Raw genomic sequence first — 15,549 nt, forward strand, 5'->3', positions numbered from 1 at the left:
GCGGAGAAGGGGTCATCGGGAAACTAGCCGCGTTTACGAGCGAGGGTTAAACCGTCGGCAATGGGCACGAGACTGAGGGAAATGCGATCGTCTTGGTGCAGTTGGGTGTTGAATTCGCGGATGGCGATCGTGCGGTGATCCTGTACGGCTGGATCGGCTACCCGCCCCGACCACAGGACGTTATCAATGGCCATCAATCCCCCAGGGCGCAGCAGGGCGAGGGCTTTTTCGTAGTAGTGGGGATAGTTGCGTTTGTCGGCATCGATGAAGGCAAAATCGAAGGTGCTGCCTTGGCCGGTGGCGAGGAGATAATCGAGGGTGTCGAGGGCAGGGGCGATGTGGAGTTGGATTTTTTCTGCAACGCCGGCCTGCTGCCAGTGGCGACGAGCGATCGCCGTCACCTCCCCATCCAGATCACAGGCCACGACACAGCCATCGTCCGGCAGCGCGAGGGCGATCGCTAAGGCACTGTAGCCCGTAAACACCCCAACTTCAAGGGTTTTCCTTGCTCCGATCAGTTCAACCAGGAGCGCCATAAATTGCCCCTGTTCCGGTGCAATCTGCATCCGAGCCATGGGGTGCTGGGCGGTCTCGGCGCGAAGTTGGGCGAGGCTGTCGGGTTCGCGGAGGGAGACTTGTTGTAAGTATTGATACAGTTGGGCATCTAAGCCCAGGGTTTTATGACTCATTTTGAATCTGCGGAGTGGATATCATCCCATGAGCTTGGCATAGTTTTGATTCTAAATTCAGCTTGAGGATTGTTCTACAGCAGGGTGGTGTCATGGTGGTTCTCACAAGCTAAGGATGACCGGGCGGTTCCGGATCTTGACGAGAAACAATCACCACGGGTCGCGTTTTGGCCGGTAGTCCGAGGTCAGCCAACCAAACTTCACCAGGTTTCGGGTTCATCAATTCAATCCAAAACTTCTTGTTCAATCTGACGACAACGAGCTAAATCCAGGAGATCTTGATCCGCAAGTTCTATGATTTCTGCGATCCATTGTTGGGCTTGTTCGGCGATCGCAGGTTGCCAGGTTTTGAGGCGATGATCGAGTTCTTGGGCGAGTGTATCCGTGCGGTTTTGGGTGGGACTTCTGTTTTAGGGTAGCATTTCGCTTCGGTTGCTATTTCGGCAATGGGCGATGCCTAACCGGGAATGCTGGGCTAGACTGGGGGCGTATTTCTATCGGCTGGGGAATGGTTGATGGCACGCGGCATCTGCTCGATAAGATGGTGGTGGCAAGCCGTATCCTTGCGTTACTCTAGTTTTTTACAAATGAACTGTCCCGCTTGTGTATGACAATTCTTGCAAATTTCTCATCGAAACCTATCCTGAAGACTTTGCCGCCTGGCTCATTGGTCAACCCGTTCCCCTCACCGAACTCAAACCCACCGAGCTAGTCAGCGAACCGATTCGCGCCGATTCCCTACTGTTGCAAGGGGACGATGTGGTGTTGCAGGTAGAATTCCAAACCCAGCCAGACCCCACCATGCCCCGTCGGATGGCGGATTATTTCCTACGCATCCAGAAGAAATTTCCCCAAAAACAAATCAAGCAAGTGGTGCTCTATCTGCGCACCAGCGGATCTCCCCTCGTCTACGAAACCCAATTCCAATCCCAAGGTATGACCCATTGTTTTGAGGTGGTGCGGTTGTGGGAGCAGCCCCAAGCATTGTTTTGGAATAGACCGGGTTTATTGCCTTTGGCGATTCTATCCCAGGGGGCAGAAACCGATGCGGTGGGTTTGCTCCAGCAGATTCAGCGTCGGCTGGGGGAAATCGTGACCGATGGGGGGATACGCAGCAATCTGGAAGCGGCAACAGGGATATTGGCGGGGTTAAAATTAGAAGCAGATCTCATTCAACAAGTTATGAGGAGCGGAGCCATGCGAGAGTCGACGTTTTATCAAGCGATCCTTGAAGAGGGTCGTCAAGAGGGTCGCCAAGAGGGTCGCCAAGAGGGTCGCCAAGAGGGGCGAAAAGAGGAGCGATTTAGCCTGCTCCGCAAAATTGTACCGTTTTTGCAAAGCTGTCGAGTTCCTGTTGAGCCGATCTTGAAGATGGCGGGGGTGACGCTGGAGGAGTTGGAACTGGGTGAAGGGTCTTCAGAGGATGAGGCAATGTAGAGGTTTGGCGATCGCACCAGTTCGCAGAGGCTAGACCCTAGCTTCGTTTCAGGCTCTTGATCCCCCCTGCCCCCCCTTTTTAAGCTAATCCTGTAGGGGTTTGGAGACAGCCTGAGCCCCCTGCTTAACAAAGAAAAAACGTTCAATCGCAATAGCCAGGACTTTGACCCCTGGCAGTGGTTGCCTTCGAGAAGGAGCAAAGCCCACTAACTTCGTCAACGCCAGCGTAGCCTGTCGCAGGGAGTCAACAGCTTGGCCCGAGAGCTGATGCAACAACCTGAGTTCATCGGCATCAAAAAGCGTCTGAGCCGACTGTTCAGGGTCTTGACGCAAGGCATAAGTCAACCCGAGAAGCCGCCAAGCGACCACCGAGTAAAAAGTTAAGGCATTGACCAAGGTATGCACATCGTCAAATTGGAGCCGCTCCACATTTAACGCCCCAGACTTGAGAGTGAAGTGAAGCCGTTCAATGCGCCAACGCAGAGCATAGAAACGGAGGATGCGTTGGACATCCGCTGCCGTTGCCACCGGTAGACTGGTGAGCAAAGACCAGCACAGACTGTTGTCAGCGTCGAAGCAGTCCACCTGCGTTTTCCCATCGACACAAGCGACCTCGGTAGCCATAACCAGCGTAAGGGGCTGCGTCTTGTGGCGAGCGGGGCTCAAATCTTGACGCGGGTAGATGTAAACGGTTGCCGCCTGCAACTGCAAGGTCACGTCTACCGTTCGTCCCTTGCCCTCATACAGCCGCTCAATCTGCACTGAATACTGCCCGTAGTCGTCGAGCTGCTCAGCGACATCCGGCAATGGACAGACCGTTCCGGCGGCAGCCACTTCGACGCGGCGGGGTTGACACACCCGCACCAGCAAATCCACATTGGGCTCACGCTCAGCTTTGAAGAACTCGAAAATATCCCCTTCTCGGTCACAGGTGACCACCCACCGTCGGTTTGACCCTTGGGCTTGTTGGTTGACCGCAACCAAGCCCTTGAACCACTTTTGAGATTCTTTTTGCGGCGACGGCCAATCTATCGCCCCCCCTCGCGTCCAGTACTGTTGATGGATTAGTCCTAGGGGCTGCCCCTCCTGCTCCATGAGCAACACATTGTGCTGCATCAGTCCCCGCACCTTACCCTGGATTCTCCCCAATCCCGACATCTGCGTCTGACCTGAGTAGTTGTAGTACGTTGTGTCCTGAGCCGCGATGAGATACTCACTCTCACTGGCTTGGACTCGGGCTTGGGTGGATGCCACGTGACCGGACAACATCGTTGCACTGTTCATGTCCTTGCGGGCAAACAAACCGGCCACTGTTTGCCTAAAGCTGTTGCCCATACAACTCGAAAAGGACAAGTTGGGTTTTTCGTAGGCACGTTCATAGGCTTGGTTCAGACTTTTTTTAACCCAAGTTTCTAGTGGGCACCTCGAAAAATAGAAAGATTTCATGAACCGAGCGCGAGAGGAGCAGGCTCTGCGCCAAACTAGAGACAAGGCAGACAGGAGCAGGGAACCATGGGTAAAGGCTTCGGCAGAATTGAGAAGCGGCGGCAGCAGCTAGAAGCACGCAAAGACAAGCTGCAAGACCTCAATGAGATGATACCGTGGCGGGACTTGGGGCAAGTGCTCGACCAACTGCCGCGCCCAGAACGAAAAAGCAAAGCGGGTCGCAAAGCCATCGACGTGGTGGTTCTGTTCAAACTCTTGATCTTGAAGCATCTCTACAACCTGAGCAACGAGGAAGTCGAGTACCAAGCGCACGACCGAGCCTCATTCCGCCGATTTCTGGGGTTGTCGGGAGAAGCAGAGATTCCGGATGCGACGACCCTAGACCGGTTTGAGCAACGGCTGAGAGAAGCCAACCTCATCGAGGAACTCTTTGAGCAGTTTGCCAGCTTCCTGCGAGGGAGCATCCCAGCTTGGAACTAAGTATTATTGCTTAGGACAAAAGCACCATTAAGATAGGCACAACGAAGGCGAAGAATGTGAGGAGCAGAAGAAGAAAGCCACTGAGCACCAGTCAGTTTGACACGGGCAGCAATGCGCTTCACGGTAGACTCAACAGACCCAGAACCAATGTCAAGTCCCAAAGACTGGTATAAGCAATAATTGACAAGACGGCGACGATGCTTGCGCAGATAAGCCCGAAAACACTGAGCAGGGTGATGTGGGAGGGGTTTGAGTATGGCTAAGACCTCATCGACAAAACCAGACCAGAGCAAAGCTTTCAGTCGCTCTAAGCAGCATTGCTTGGGGTCTATCTTGTAGAGATTTTCCATCAGATGATACCAGTCGAGGATTTCACGCCGTTGATACTCAGGAGCCAGGAGTTTGATCACGTTCCAAATGCCATCATGACCATCACCGATGCAGAGGACAACGGAACGGAGAGGTTGCCATTGCACCCAGTCAACTAGAGCCTGATTGTCCTGGAAGTAAGCTGCACAGACCGTATCGTGAAGACTCACCGCTTTGTAATTGCGCCAAACACAAGGGCCAGTTTCTGCCGTTCTCAAACGCATATTGCCCCCATCAACGCTTAAGGCTTTAACGGGCTGTTGGCTTTGAGCTTCGGGAATCTCGCTGCGCAACACCATCCTCTGGAGTACACTGTGCCCTACTTTCATCCCCATCATTAACTCAATATCCTGTTCTGCTTCCTGGTAGGATGATTTGGCACTGGCGGCTAGGCAGCATTTCCCCATGACTGGACTCACTTGGGTTCTTGGCTTCAATCCCAGCGTCCTCGCCCTCCGGCTTTTCACTTTGAGTTGACCGATGCAGGTTTTCACCTGTCGCCATTTTCCACTCTGGCTTTCGTTGCCGTCTGACAAAAAAATTCCCCGATTTCTGGGCCAACTGTGTCGACCATGTGTTTACGAGCCGCTAGTTCGATGCTCTCAAAGTCTTGCAGTTGCGCCTCTGGGGTGTCTTCTTTGAGAAGCTTAGCAACTTCTTTGAGATGGTATTTGAGTTTTCGTTCTTGGGCTGAGTTCATTGTTCTGTTTCTCTCTACTTTCCCATCTCTGTCAATACCAAGTATAAATACTCATGTCATAAGTGGGATGCTCCCTCCTGCGAGAGGCAGGGTATGAAGCGAAAGGGGGTCAAATCATTGATGCTACGCTGATTCCAGTGCCAATCCAGCGCAACAGTCGAGAAGAGAACCAGAAGATTAAACAAGGAGAGCTCCCGGAAGCCTGGCGAGAGCAGCCCCACAAACTGTCCCAGAAGGACAGGGATGCCCGCTGGACGAAAAAGAACGGCCAGAACCACTTCGGCTACAAAAACCACATCAATATCGATGCCAAGCATGGCTTCATCCGCCGCTATAGCATTACCGAAGCCTCGGTGCATGACTCCCAAGCCTTAGGTGCGGTGCTAGACCCGGACAATGGTGGCGACGAGGTTTGGGCGGATAGTGCTTACCGCGATGAGCAAGTGGAAGTCGGCTTGGAAGCCCTTGGTCATAGCAGTCAAATTCACGAACGAGCCTATCGCAACCGACCGTTGACAGAAGAGCAGAAAGCCTCCAACCGGAAAAAGTCCAAGACCCGCGCCAAAGTCGAGCATGTCTTTGGGTCTTGGGTGATGACGATGGGGGGCAAGTTAGTCCGGGCGGTCGGTCTAGCGCGAGTGCAAGCCCAACTGGGCTTCAAAAATTTGGTGTACAACCTCAAGCGCTATGTGTTCTGGCAACAGAAGTCTCGATCTCAGTCCCGGGTTCAGTGTGTCTAAAGGAAGGAATGGCGGTGAAAATGAGGCTAATTTCGCGCAAGACGTGAGACATTTGGGTCAAGGATTAATCTATAGCATCGTGCAGTCTTGAGCTGCGTCTTGCATTCCAGAATTGTCTTAAGAAAATCTTTTGTTCGAGGTGCCCTAGTGCTTAGTCAAAGAGATAGTGCCGAGTGAGAAGAGTAAGATGAAGTCAGTGTTCAAACCAAGGCTGACATGGTCAAAAAATACGTTGTGCGCTTAAGTGACGAAGAACGACAAAACCTCCAGGAAATTGTCACCACGGGGAAACGAGCTGCGGCTCTGATCAATCATGCCCGAATTCTCCTCAAAGCCGATTGCCAGCAATCCCCCGGTTGGCGAGATCAGGATATAAAAGAAGCCCTTGATATTAGCCTGAGAACTATTGAGCGAGTGCGGAAACGATTTGTCGAAGAGGGGCTAGAGGCAGCCTTAAGCCCTCGCCCCCATCCCCGTCGCCCCCGAAAGTTGGATGGCACAACGGAGGCACACTTAGTGGCGTTGTGCTGTAGTGAACCGCCCGCAGGTCAGGGGCGATGGACGTTACGTTTATTAGCACAGCAGATGGTGGAGTTGGACTATGTCGATGACATCAGCCATGAAAGCGTGCGGCAACTGCTAAAAAAAACGAACTCCAACCCTGGCGACAAAGCTGTTGGGTAATTCCACCGAGCCAAAGCGCAGAGTTTGTCTGGCATATGGAGGCAGTCTTGACGGTCTATCAGACGGATTACACCCCAAACATGCCTGTGATTTGCATTGATGAAGCGAGCAAACAGTTAGTCAAAGAAACCCGCCTACCCATTCCGGCTCAACCGGGGCAGCCCGAACGGGTGGATTATGAATATGAGCGCAACGGGACAGCCAACCTGTTTATGGTCTGTGAACCGATGATTGGGTGGCGGCGCGTGACGGTCACAGAGCGTCGCACCGCAGTAGATTATGCCCACTTGCTCAAAACGTTAGTGGATATCGATTACGCCCAAGCCCAAAAAATCATTGTCATTCAGGATAATCTCAATACTCATTCCCCGGCCTCACTCTACAAAGCCTTTGAACCGGCAGAAGCACAACGCATCTTGAGTCGATTGGAATTCTGCCATACCCCCAAACATGGCAGTTGGCTGAATATGGCCGAGATTGAACTGAGTGTTTTGAGTCGTCAGTGCTTAAGTCGCCGGATTCCTGATCAGGAGACACTCAAGCGTGAAGTGGATGCCTGGCAAGACGAGCGCAATCATCAGGAAACATGGATTGATTGGCGATTTACAACGGCTGATGCCAGGCTAAAATTACAACATCTCTATCCGTCAATTGATTGTTGACTGGACACTAGTTAGGGAAGAAGGCAGGAAAAGAGAATAAAATCCTCTCCACAGAAAGAAATATCGGAGAGGATGAAGATGATTGAGACAATTGTGGCACTGTATTGCGTGATTGACGACATCCTCACCGCCATCGGTCACCAGGAAGACTCTCGCCGTCGTATCAGCGACACAGAAGTCATCCTCACAGCCCTGGTCGCCGCTCGCTTCTTTGCTGGGAATCACCAACAGAGCCGAGACTATCTTGATGAACACGGACTCATTCCTGCAATGCTGAGTGCCTCACGGCTCAATCGCCGTCTGCATCTGGTCTCGGAACTGATGTACGAGTTGCAAATGCAGTTGGGACAAATCTGGATGGAGCTGAACACTCAAAGTCAGTATCGGCTCGACTCCTTCCCCGTACCCGTCTGCGACAACATCCGCATCCGACGCTCGCGTCTGTTCGGTGACGAGGAGTACCGAGGATATGTTGCCTCCAAGAAGTGCTACTTCTACGGCCTACGCATCCATCTGGTCAGCACGATTGATGGTGTTCCGGTGGAGTGGGTCTTCCTGCCGGGGTCGGCCAATGACGTGCGGGGATTGCGAACACTGCCATTGAATTTGCCCTCAGGCAGCGAGCTGTATGTTGATAAGGGCTACACCGATTATGTCGCTGAGGATAATTTAGCTCGGGCTGATGGTATCAAGCTGATGCCGCTGCGCAAGAAGAACTCCCAGCGAGCTGACAGTCCTTGTCTGGCTTACATCAAACAGACTCTACGTCATCCCATCGAGACCACCTTCAGTCAGCTGGTCGCCCGCTTTCCAAAACGGATTCATGCCGTTACGGCTGCTGGCTTTCTGCTCAAGGTTTCTTCTTTCATCTGGATGCATTCCCTTGAATCCACCTTTCTCTGACTGCTTCCTTCCCTAACTAGCAACTTGGGTTAGTAGAGGGTGTCAAAACTCTCGGCAAAGGTTTGCTGGCAGTGAGGGCAGAAGTAGCGTTGATGACCATTGGGCATTTTGCCGTGTTTGTGGGTTTTGGGATGACCGCAGAGCCGACATTCCATAGTTTTAGTGCAGTGGTAACGATTCCTCTACTTTACCAAACCCACATCATTTTGACGCACTACCGACTGCCATACCCTTTCTGTACCGTGTTCTGGGGTTAACTACTGTCACTCTCATCGCTGGCAGGACAGCCACTCCCGGTTTAGCCCAATCCATCATCGCGGCTCCCGACCGGACGGGAACAGAGATCCAGCAGGATGATCACCTCTACCGCATCCAAGGGGGGACATCAGCGGGGTCTAATCTTTTCCATTCTTTTGAACAGTTTGGATTAAAAGCCGGAGAAGTGGGGCAATTTCTCAGTCAGCCCGGCGTGACGAATATTTTGGGGCGAGTGGTGGGGGGAAATCCATCGATCATCCAAGGGGTGCTCCAAGTGATGAATCCCCAAGCGAATCTATACCTGATGAATCCGGCGGGGATTGTCTTTGGGGCGGGGGCAAGCCTGGATATTGGTGGGGATTTTTTCGCGACGACGGCGGATCGGATTGGGATTGGAGGGGGATGGTTTGAGGCGACGGGGCAGAACGATTACGCCGAGTTGGTGGGGAGTCCGCGCCAATTTGCCTTTGTGAACGCGGAGCCGGGGGGGATTCTCAACGCGGGGACTTTGGCGGTGGGTGGTGATTTGGGCTTGGTGGGGGGAACGGTGGTTAATACGGGGCAATTGTCCGCGCCCCAGGGTCGGGTGGTGTTGGCGGCTGTGCCGGGGACGAGTTTGGTGAATCTGTCGCAGCCGGGAATGTTGCTGAGTTTGGAGGTGGAGCAAGGGGCGATCGCATCGGGAATCACGCCGCTCGATCTGCCGCGTCTGCTGACCTGGGACGGTGTGACGGCTGAGGGAGTGCAGCGGGGCGATGTGGCGATCGCTGGCCCCATTTACGGCCAAACGGTGGATCTTCTCGCAGCGGGGCGAGTGTCCCCCAGCGATCCGGGTTTGATTCGCACCGGAGATGGCTCACTGTCGGCCCCCACCGTGACACGCTTCGCGACCGATCCGGATGCGTCCCTTTCTTACCTCTTGATTGACAGCGCGATCGCAGATTATCACCCCCTCCTCTACAACACCGCCCCCGGCACGATCGCCACGGTGATCACCCCAGACCAAGCCGGTGTGACCGTGGTGGGCGATCGCCTCTCGACCCTGGCGGCGGCAGGTCAAACCGTAGACTCCGTACAAATTTTCGCCGATGGCCAGGTCGGGAATTTTTGGCTCGGTCGTGATTTTGTCAGCGCGGCGAATGTGGCGGACTATCAACAACCCTTGCAAACCTGGGCCGCTGGCCTCGCCCCCGATGGGGATATTTTGCTCTATAGCTGCTTCACGGCCTTGGGAGTGGTAGGGGATAGGGTAAGGGCGATCGCACCCTTGGCCACTTCAAGCTCGAAGCGTGTGCCCTCAATACCTCTGGTTACCCAAGGGGCTAACACTTTCTCGGTGAGAGTTAAGCCCCCCATTGTGAATATTGCAAATTGCGAAGCCTTGACCCGTTTAGCCTTGGGGCGGTCACAATTTGGTATATCCTAGCCGAAATAATCAAGCTCAACTTCAAATAGTTTGGTGATTGTCCTGTGTTAGAAGTCTGTTTGTTTGCCACAGTGTTATGTGGATTTTTCGGTACGATCTTCCAGCCAGAGAGTGGCATGATCGAGATTAGCAACACGTCATGATGTTAGAAACTATTCTCTGGGTGCTCTGTCCCTTTGTAGCGGGCTTTGTGATCATGCTGCTGCCTCGCTTGGATCGCCTCTTGGCGGTGGTGGCGGGGTTGGTGTCGGTGGGGTTTGGGGCCCAGGCGTTAGGGATGCGATCGCCCCTCATTTTTCAACTCCTCGATAGCGCCGGGGTCACCCTCCAAATCGATACCTTGGGGGGCTATTTCATCCTCACCAATGCGGTGGTGACGTTGGCGGTGCTGTTCTACTGTTGGCAGAGCGATCGCACCTCGTTTTTCTATGCCCAACTGTTGATGCTCCACGGCAGTTTAAACGCCGCGTTCATCTGTGCCGACTTCATGAGCCTCTATGTCGCCCTAGAAGTGACCGGCATCGCCGCGTTTTTACTCATTGCCTATCCAAGGAGCGATCGCACCCTCTGGGTGGGGCTGCGTTACCTCTTCATCAGCAACGTTGCCATGCTGTTCTACCTCGTCGGCGCGGTGTTGGTGTATCAAACCCACCAATCATTCCAATTCGCCGGCCTGGTGGATTCGCCCCCGGAAGCCCTAGCGTTGATCTTCCTTGGCCTGCTGGCCAAGGGGGGAATTTTCGTCTCGGGCCTCTGGCTCCCCCTCACCCATTCCGAATCAGACACCCCCGTCTCGGCCATGTTGTCGGGGGTGGTGGTGAAAGCCAGTTTGTTACCGCTGCTGCGGTGCAGCTTGATCCAAGCCGAAATTGGCGCGATCGTGGCAACCCTGGGCATTGGAACCGCCCTCCTGGGGGTGGGGTTTGCCATGTTTGAACGCGATGCGAAACGAATGCTAGCCCTTTCGACCCTCTCCCAGGTGGGGTTTATCTTGGTCGCCCCGGAAATGGGGGGCTTTTATGCCCTCAGCCATGGCATGGCAAAATCATCGCTGTTCCTCTCCTCTGGCTCGCTCCCCAGTCGTGACTTTAAGGTGCTCCAACAGACTCCCCTGGCTCTATCCCTCTGGTTACCCTTAGCGATCGCCGGTCTCTCCATTTCCGGCTTTCCCGGCGTGATCGGGTTTGGCGCTAAGGTGTGGACGACCAAACAACTTCTGCCGTGGCAAGGCCTCTTGATGACCATCGCCGCCACGGGAACCGCCGTTGTGTTTGCCAAATTCCTCTTTTTACCCCGTGGGCCGTGGCAACCCCCCAAACCCAACTACCTCGCCGCCCAACTTCTCCTCCTGGGGGGGCTGGTGGCGGGCAATGGGTTCTATCTCAAGGCCTATACCCTGGCGAATCTGGGTAAAGCCCTGATCACGATCGCGATCGGGTGGCTCCTCTACTTCACCATCGCCCAGCGGCTAACGTTCAAGTTGCCCAACGTGGCCGAACAGTTCGAGCATTTAATCGGGGTGATGAGTTTGATGTTAGTCCTGTTATTCTGGATGGCGCTGGCGTGATTATCCCGCTCATGCACCTCGTATCGTGACACACGTTAATCGGTGGGTTACTGCTGATCCATAACCCCAGCAGCGATTCCACCCCGTCGGGGATTGAAATCCCCGCCTCACGCTGATTGGGAATATTGCAAATTGCGACATCTGGATCAATTCAGTCTTAGGAGGTCGCAATCTGGTGTATTCTAGCCGAAATGATTTAGCCTAGCTTCAGTCTTTCGGTGGGTGTCCTGTGTTAGAAGCCTGTATTTTTGCCACAATTCTATGTGGTTTTTTCGGTATTATCCTTAAAAAAAATTTCATGATGAAGATCATCGCGATGGACGTGATGAGCACGGGGGTGATCGCCTATTATGTGCTCGTCGCAGCTCGCAATGGTCTGTTTACGCCGATTGTGGGCAGCGCGGAGTCGGGCAACTATGCGGACCCTGTGCCCCAGGCGGTGATTTTAACGGCGATCGTGATTGGCTTTTCCATTCAGGCGTTGATGTTGGTGGGGGTGATGAAGTTGGCCCGCGATAACCCCCTGTTGGACAGCCGCGAGATTGAAATTAGCAACACACCATCATGATCGCAGCAACGATGCTATGGGTGCTCTGCCCCTTTATAGCGGGCTTTGTGATCATGCTGCTGCCTCGCTTGGATCGCCTCTTGGCGGTGGTGGCGGGGTTGGTGTCGGTGGGGTTTGGGGCCCAGGCGTTAGGGATGCGATCGCCCCTGAGCCTTCAACTCCTCGATAGTGCCGGGGTGACGCTGCAAGTGGATGCCTTGGGGGGCTATTTCATCCTCACCAATGCAGTGGTGACCTTGGCGGTGGTGTTCTACTGTTGGCAGAGCGATCGCACCTCGTTTTTCTATGCCCAACTGTTGATGCTCCACGGCAGTTTGAACGCCGCGTTCATCTGTACCGACTTCATGAGCCTGTATGTGTCCCTAGAGGTGACCGGCATTGCATCATTTTTGCTGATTGCCTATCCGAGAAGCGATCGCGCCATCTGGGTGGGGCTGCGCTACCTGCTGATCAGCAACATCGCCATGCTGTTCTACCTGATTGGCACCATTCTGGTCTACCAAACCCATCAATCCTTCCAATTCGATGGCCTGGTGGATTCGCCCCCAGAAGCCCTAGCGTTAATCTTCCTCGGCCTGCTGGCTAAGGGGGGAATTTTCGTCTCGGGCCTCTGGCTCCCCCTCACCCATTCCGAATCAGACACCCCAGTTTCGGCGATGCTGTCCGGGGCGGTGGTGAAGGCTAGCGTGTTGCCCCTGATGCGGTGCGGCTTAATTCAAGACGACATTGGGATGATCGTGGGACTATTCGGGGTAGGGACGGCGTTGCTGGGGGTGATCTGCGCCGTCTTTGAAAAAGACACGAAACGAATGCTCGCCTTTCACACCATTTCACAATTGGGGTTTGTTCTCGCTGCGCCAGCGGTGGGCGGCTTCTATGCCCTCAGCCATGGCTTGGTGAAATCGTCCCTCTTTCTCTCGGCGGGAACACTGCCCAGCCGCAGTTTTAAGGACTTAAAACAGACCCCGATTAATTTTTCCCTGTGGCTGATTTTAGCGATCGCTAGCCTCTCCATTGCCGGATTTCCCGGCCTGATCGGCTTCGGGGCCAAAGTGTGGACGGTGAAACATCTCCTCCCCTGGCAAACCTGGCTGATGAACATCGCCGCCGTGGGAACCGCCATTTCCTTCGCCAAATTCCTCTTTTTACCCCGTGGCCCCTGGCAACCCCTCAAACCCAGCTTCCTCGCCGCCCAGCTTCTTCTCCTGGGGGGACTGGTGGCCGGTAATGGGTTCTATCTTGAAGCCTACACCTTGGCAAACCTGGGTAAGGCTCTGATCACGATCGCCATCGGTTGGCTGATCTACCTTGGCATCATTCAACGGGTGACGGTGAAACTCCCCCGCGCCGCCGAACAGTTTGAACATCTGATCGGGGCGATGAGTTTGATGTTAGTGCTGTTATTTTGGATGGCGTTGGCATAATGGTTAATCTACTTTTACGACTGGGAATTTGGTTTTTACTCACCGCCGATCTAAGCGTGGCGAATATTTTGATCGGCCTTGTGGTGTCGCTATTGTTGCCGCGCTGCTTCACCGCCCACGAACCAATGCGGGAATGGCTGATCATTGCCTGGGAAACCGTGGTGGCACTCCCCCAAGCCTATTGGGAAGCCTGCCAGATGATCCTCTCGCCCCATCGCCATGAATCGATCACGATGGATCGGGTGCGTCCGAATCGCTCCCCTCGGCTCATCTTTCTTGATATCTTTTTAATCACATTCACCCCAAAAACCGTTGTCTTGAAATACCACCAAGCTGGTCAATATGAAGTCCATCGTGTGAGCGATCGCAAAACCCCATGAACCTCCTTCTTATCGCTATGACCCTGATCCTCCTCATCCCTCTGTACGAAGCGTGGCAGGATGATGATATCTGGCAAAAAATGCTAGCCTTTGCCAGCGTTGCCTCCAAAACTTCGATTATGATCCTCTGCATTTCCGTGCTGCGGGATGATTGGATGATTGGGGTGGTGGGGGTGATTATTCTCAGTGTGGGCAATGCGGGGTTTATGCTCCTAGCCCACCTGATCAAACGGATTACGCTGCAATGATCGCCGGAGGAAACAGCCCATGGTAACTGGATTAAGCTATCTCTGCATTGGGATTGGGGTGGTGTTTTGGCTGTGGGGAACATTGCCGCTGTTGGGCGATCGCTCCGTGTTGTTCAAATTGCATCCCCTATCGGTATCCGATACCCTCGGCTCGATGAGTATTGTGTTTGGGTTGTTGTTGAAAATTCCCCGCGAATGGCCCTTACTGATTTTGGCGCTGTTGTCTTTGGCGTTGTGGAATACGATGCTGAGTTATGTGATGGCCTATTGTGTCAGTCGGGAGGACAGCGATGATCACTAACCTACCGGAGGATCTCTATCTGCTGGTGATTGTGGCGCTTTTGCCCCTGTCGGCGATCATGCTCACGGTGCAGGTGAATCCCTACAATGCCCTGGTGATTCGAGGGATTTTAGGGGCGGTGGCGGCCCTGGTGTATTCGGTATTGGGGGCGGCGGATGTGGCCCTCACTGAAGCTCTCGTGGGGACATTGTTGGCGATTACGCTCTATGCGGTGGCGGTGCGATCGTCCTTGGTGATGCGCGTGGGTGTGCTCACGGCTGAGGTGGAGGCTGATCCGGAAAAGTTTGAGGCGATTTATGACCAAATCCGGGCGATGCTCAGTACACGCTATCTCCGTTTAAAAGTGCTGTCCTACGAAACCCGTGCTGATTTAGACGCAGCCTTGACGGTGAAAGAACTCCATGGCCTCTGTCTGCGATCGCCCTCTCCCCAGCCGGATCAACCCCCCTATGAGTTGACGATTCGACTGCGATCGCTCCACGACCTCCTCAGCACCGAACTCCCCCACCAAACCCCCCCCTTAACCCACCTGATCCCCCCTTCGTCCACCGATACCCCCGCCAAATCATCATGAAATGGGTCTACATTGTCGCCGGAATTGCTCTTTATATCAAAATGCTGATCCTGCCGAATCCCATGCTCTCGGTTGATCCGGCGGACATTGTCACCGCCGTTGCCCAAGAAAGCGGCATCCCCAATGTGGTATCGGGCATTATTTTCCGGAACCGTCTCTACGACACCATTTTTGAAGTAATTGTCTTCACGATCGCGATCATGGGTGCAAAATACCTCCTCGCGAACGAACAACCCTACCCCACCATCCACCAATTCACCGACCAACCCTCCGTCCTCCTCGCCCGCCTCGGCGCGACGATCGCCGCCCTGGTGAGTTTAGAGTTGGCGATTCGCGGCCACCTCAGCCCAGGGGGAGGTTTTGCCGCCGGAGTGGCCGGGGGAACCGCGATCGGCCTCGTCACGATTACCTCGTCATCCGATGCGATGGAGGCCCTTTATAAACGGTGGCGGGCGGCGACGTTGGAAAAACTGGCGGTGCTGGCATTTATTTTGATTGCGATCGCCACCCTCTTGGGCTGGAATGTCACCCACGGCGAATTTGGCGCTCTCCTCAGCGGGGGGACGTTGCCGCTGTTGAATATCCTCGTTGCCATTAAAGTCGCCCTCGGTTCCTGGGCGGTGATTCTGATCTTCATCCGCTATCGGGGGCTGTTGTAGCAGCGAACGAGACGCTGGCACAACCGAGGATCGA

18 protein-coding genes and 2 pseudogenes are annotated in these 15,549 nt (G+C 54.2%); 14 read left to right on the forward strand and 6 right to left on the reverse strand.

Going from position 1 to position 15,549, the window contains the following annotated elements; translation table 11 throughout:
* Positions 1-23: 23 nt before the first annotated feature.
* Together SPI6313_RS16115 and SPI6313_RS16120 are read right to left on the reverse strand one after the other, a co-directional pair.
* Positions 24-689, reverse strand: a complete 666-nt coding sequence (locus tag SPI6313_RS16115) for a class I SAM-dependent methyltransferase (RefSeq protein ID WP_072621919.1) — start codon at positions 687-689, stop codon at positions 24-26.
* Positions 690-810: 121 nt separating this feature from the next.
* Positions 811-909 (reverse strand): annotated as a pseudogene (locus SPI6313_RS16120) (type II toxin-antitoxin system PemK/MazF family toxin); the annotation flags it as partial.
* 383 nt (positions 910-1,292) lie between these two features.
* Here SPI6313_RS16120 and SPI6313_RS16125 point away from each other — a divergent pair.
* Positions 1,293-2,126, forward strand: coding sequence for an Rpn family recombination-promoting nuclease/putative transposase (locus SPI6313_RS16125; RefSeq protein WP_072621920.1), 834 nt, complete (start codon positions 1,293-1,295; stop codon positions 2,124-2,126).
* A gap of 84 nt (positions 2,127-2,210) precedes the next feature.
* Here the strand turns inward: SPI6313_RS16125 and SPI6313_RS16130 are convergent, their stop codons facing one another.
* A complete protein-coding gene (locus tag SPI6313_RS16130) occupies positions 2,211-3,461 on the reverse strand; it encodes an IS4 family transposase (protein ID WP_072619200.1) in 1,251 nt (416 codons plus the stop codon).
* Positions 3,462-3,638: 177 nt separating this feature from the next.
* On the opposite strand from SPI6313_RS16130, the gene SPI6313_RS16135 reads away from it, so the two are divergent.
* Entirely contained in the window at positions 3,639-4,052 is a 414-nt protein-coding gene (locus tag SPI6313_RS16135) for a transposase (RefSeq protein WP_072621921.1), read from the forward strand.
* On the opposite strand, the gene SPI6313_RS16140 is transcribed toward SPI6313_RS16135, so the two are convergent.
* Both SPI6313_RS16140 and SPI6313_RS16145 read right to left on the reverse strand, forming a co-directional pair.
* On the reverse strand, positions 4,049-4,915 hold the full coding sequence (locus SPI6313_RS16140) for an ISKra4 family transposase (protein ID WP_072621922.1): 867 nt from the start codon (positions 4,913-4,915) through the stop codon (positions 4,049-4,051). The genes SPI6313_RS16135 and SPI6313_RS16140 overlap by 4 nt on opposite strands.
* Positions 4,912-5,121, reverse strand: coding sequence for a hypothetical protein (locus SPI6313_RS16145; protein ID WP_072620590.1), 210 nt, complete (start codon positions 5,119-5,121; stop codon positions 4,912-4,914). Before SPI6313_RS16145 ends, SPI6313_RS16140 begins: the two co-directional genes overlap by 4 nt.
* A gap of 62 nt (positions 5,122-5,183) precedes the next feature.
* Between SPI6313_RS16145 and SPI6313_RS16150 the strand changes: the two genes are divergently transcribed.
* The 3 genes from SPI6313_RS16150 to SPI6313_RS16165 all read left to right on the forward strand — a co-directional run bounded on the left by SPI6313_RS16150 (position 5,184) and on the right by SPI6313_RS16165 (position 8,110).
* The gene (locus SPI6313_RS16150) at positions 5,184-5,861 is read left to right on the forward strand and encodes an IS5 family transposase (RefSeq protein ID WP_072621923.1); all 678 of its coding nucleotides are present in this window, start codon (positions 5,184-5,186) and stop codon (positions 5,859-5,861) included.
* 216 nt (positions 5,862-6,077) lie between these two features.
* Positions 6,078-7,207 (forward strand): IS630 family transposase gene (locus SPI6313_RS22410; RefSeq protein ID WP_139276586.1). Its coding sequence is split into 2 segments (ribosomal slippage): positions 6,078-6,495 and positions 6,495-7,207, totalling 1,131 coding nucleotides; the frame shifts between segments, so codons are not numbered across the junction.
* A gap of 78 nt (positions 7,208-7,285) precedes the next feature.
* Positions 7,286-8,110, forward strand: coding sequence for an IS982 family transposase (locus SPI6313_RS16165; RefSeq protein WP_072623186.1), 825 nt, complete (start codon positions 7,286-7,288; stop codon positions 8,108-8,110).
* A 35-nt stretch (positions 8,111-8,145) separates the two neighbouring features.
* Here SPI6313_RS16165 and SPI6313_RS23025 read toward each other — a convergent pair.
* Positions 8,146-8,265, reverse strand: a pseudogene (locus SPI6313_RS23025) (IS1/IS1595 family N-terminal zinc-binding domain-containing protein); the annotation flags it as partial.
* Between the two features lie 158 nt (positions 8,266-8,423).
* Here SPI6313_RS23025 and SPI6313_RS16175 point away from each other — a divergent pair.
* The 9 genes from SPI6313_RS16175 (at position 8,424) to SPI6313_RS16215 (ending at position 15,515) form a co-directional block, all read left to right on the forward strand.
* Positions 8,424-9,794 (forward strand): two-partner secretion domain-containing protein, encoded by a 1,371-nt coding sequence (locus SPI6313_RS16175; RefSeq protein ID WP_281248452.1) that lies wholly within the window; start codon positions 8,424-8,426, stop codon positions 9,792-9,794.
* 139 nt (positions 9,795-9,933) lie between these two features.
* Complete coding sequence (locus tag SPI6313_RS16180; protein ID WP_072621925.1) at positions 9,934-11,361, forward strand: cation:proton antiporter; 1,428 nt, start codon at positions 9,934-9,936, stop codon at positions 11,359-11,361.
* A 229-nt stretch (positions 11,362-11,590) separates the two neighbouring features.
* Positions 11,591-11,929: an NADH-quinone oxidoreductase subunit K gene (locus SPI6313_RS16185; protein ID WP_072621926.1), complete on the forward strand. Its 339-nt coding sequence runs from the start codon at positions 11,591-11,593 to the stop codon at positions 11,927-11,929.
* Positions 11,926-13,353 (forward strand): cation:proton antiporter, encoded by a 1,428-nt coding sequence (locus tag SPI6313_RS16190; RefSeq protein ID WP_072621927.1) that lies wholly within the window; start codon positions 11,926-11,928, stop codon positions 13,351-13,353. The genes SPI6313_RS16185 and SPI6313_RS16190 overlap by 4 nt, the downstream gene beginning before the upstream one ends.
* Positions 13,353-13,733: a Na+/H+ antiporter subunit E gene (locus tag SPI6313_RS16195; protein WP_072621928.1), complete on the forward strand. Its 381-nt coding sequence runs from the start codon at positions 13,353-13,355 to the stop codon at positions 13,731-13,733. Before SPI6313_RS16190 ends, SPI6313_RS16195 begins: the two co-directional genes overlap by 1 nt.
* The gene (locus SPI6313_RS16200; protein ID WP_072621929.1) at positions 13,730-13,981 is read left to right on the forward strand and encodes a hypothetical protein; all 252 of its coding nucleotides are present in this window, start codon (positions 13,730-13,732) and stop codon (positions 13,979-13,981) included. Before SPI6313_RS16195 ends, SPI6313_RS16200 begins: the two co-directional genes overlap by 4 nt.
* 19 nt (positions 13,982-14,000) lie before the next feature.
* Positions 14,001-14,282 carry a monovalent cation/H(+) antiporter subunit G gene (locus SPI6313_RS16205; RefSeq protein ID WP_072621930.1) on the forward strand — a complete coding sequence of 94 codons (282 nt, stop codon included), beginning with the start codon at positions 14,001-14,003 and terminating at the stop codon, positions 14,280-14,282.
* Complete coding sequence (locus SPI6313_RS16210) at positions 14,272-14,856, forward strand: DUF4040 domain-containing protein (protein ID WP_072621931.1); 585 nt, start codon at positions 14,272-14,274, stop codon at positions 14,854-14,856. The genes SPI6313_RS16205 and SPI6313_RS16210 overlap by 11 nt, the downstream gene beginning before the upstream one ends.
* A complete protein-coding gene (locus SPI6313_RS16215; RefSeq protein ID WP_072621932.1) occupies positions 14,853-15,515 on the forward strand; it encodes a Na(+)/H(+) antiporter subunit B in 663 nt (220 codons plus the stop codon). The genes SPI6313_RS16210 and SPI6313_RS16215 overlap by 4 nt, the downstream gene beginning before the upstream one ends.
* Positions 15,516-15,549 lie beyond the last annotated feature (34 nt).

Source organism: Spirulina major PCC 6313 (assembly GCF_001890765.1).
Lineage (GTDB): Bacteria > Cyanobacteriota > Cyanobacteriia > Cyanobacteriales > Spirulinaceae > Spirulina > Spirulina major.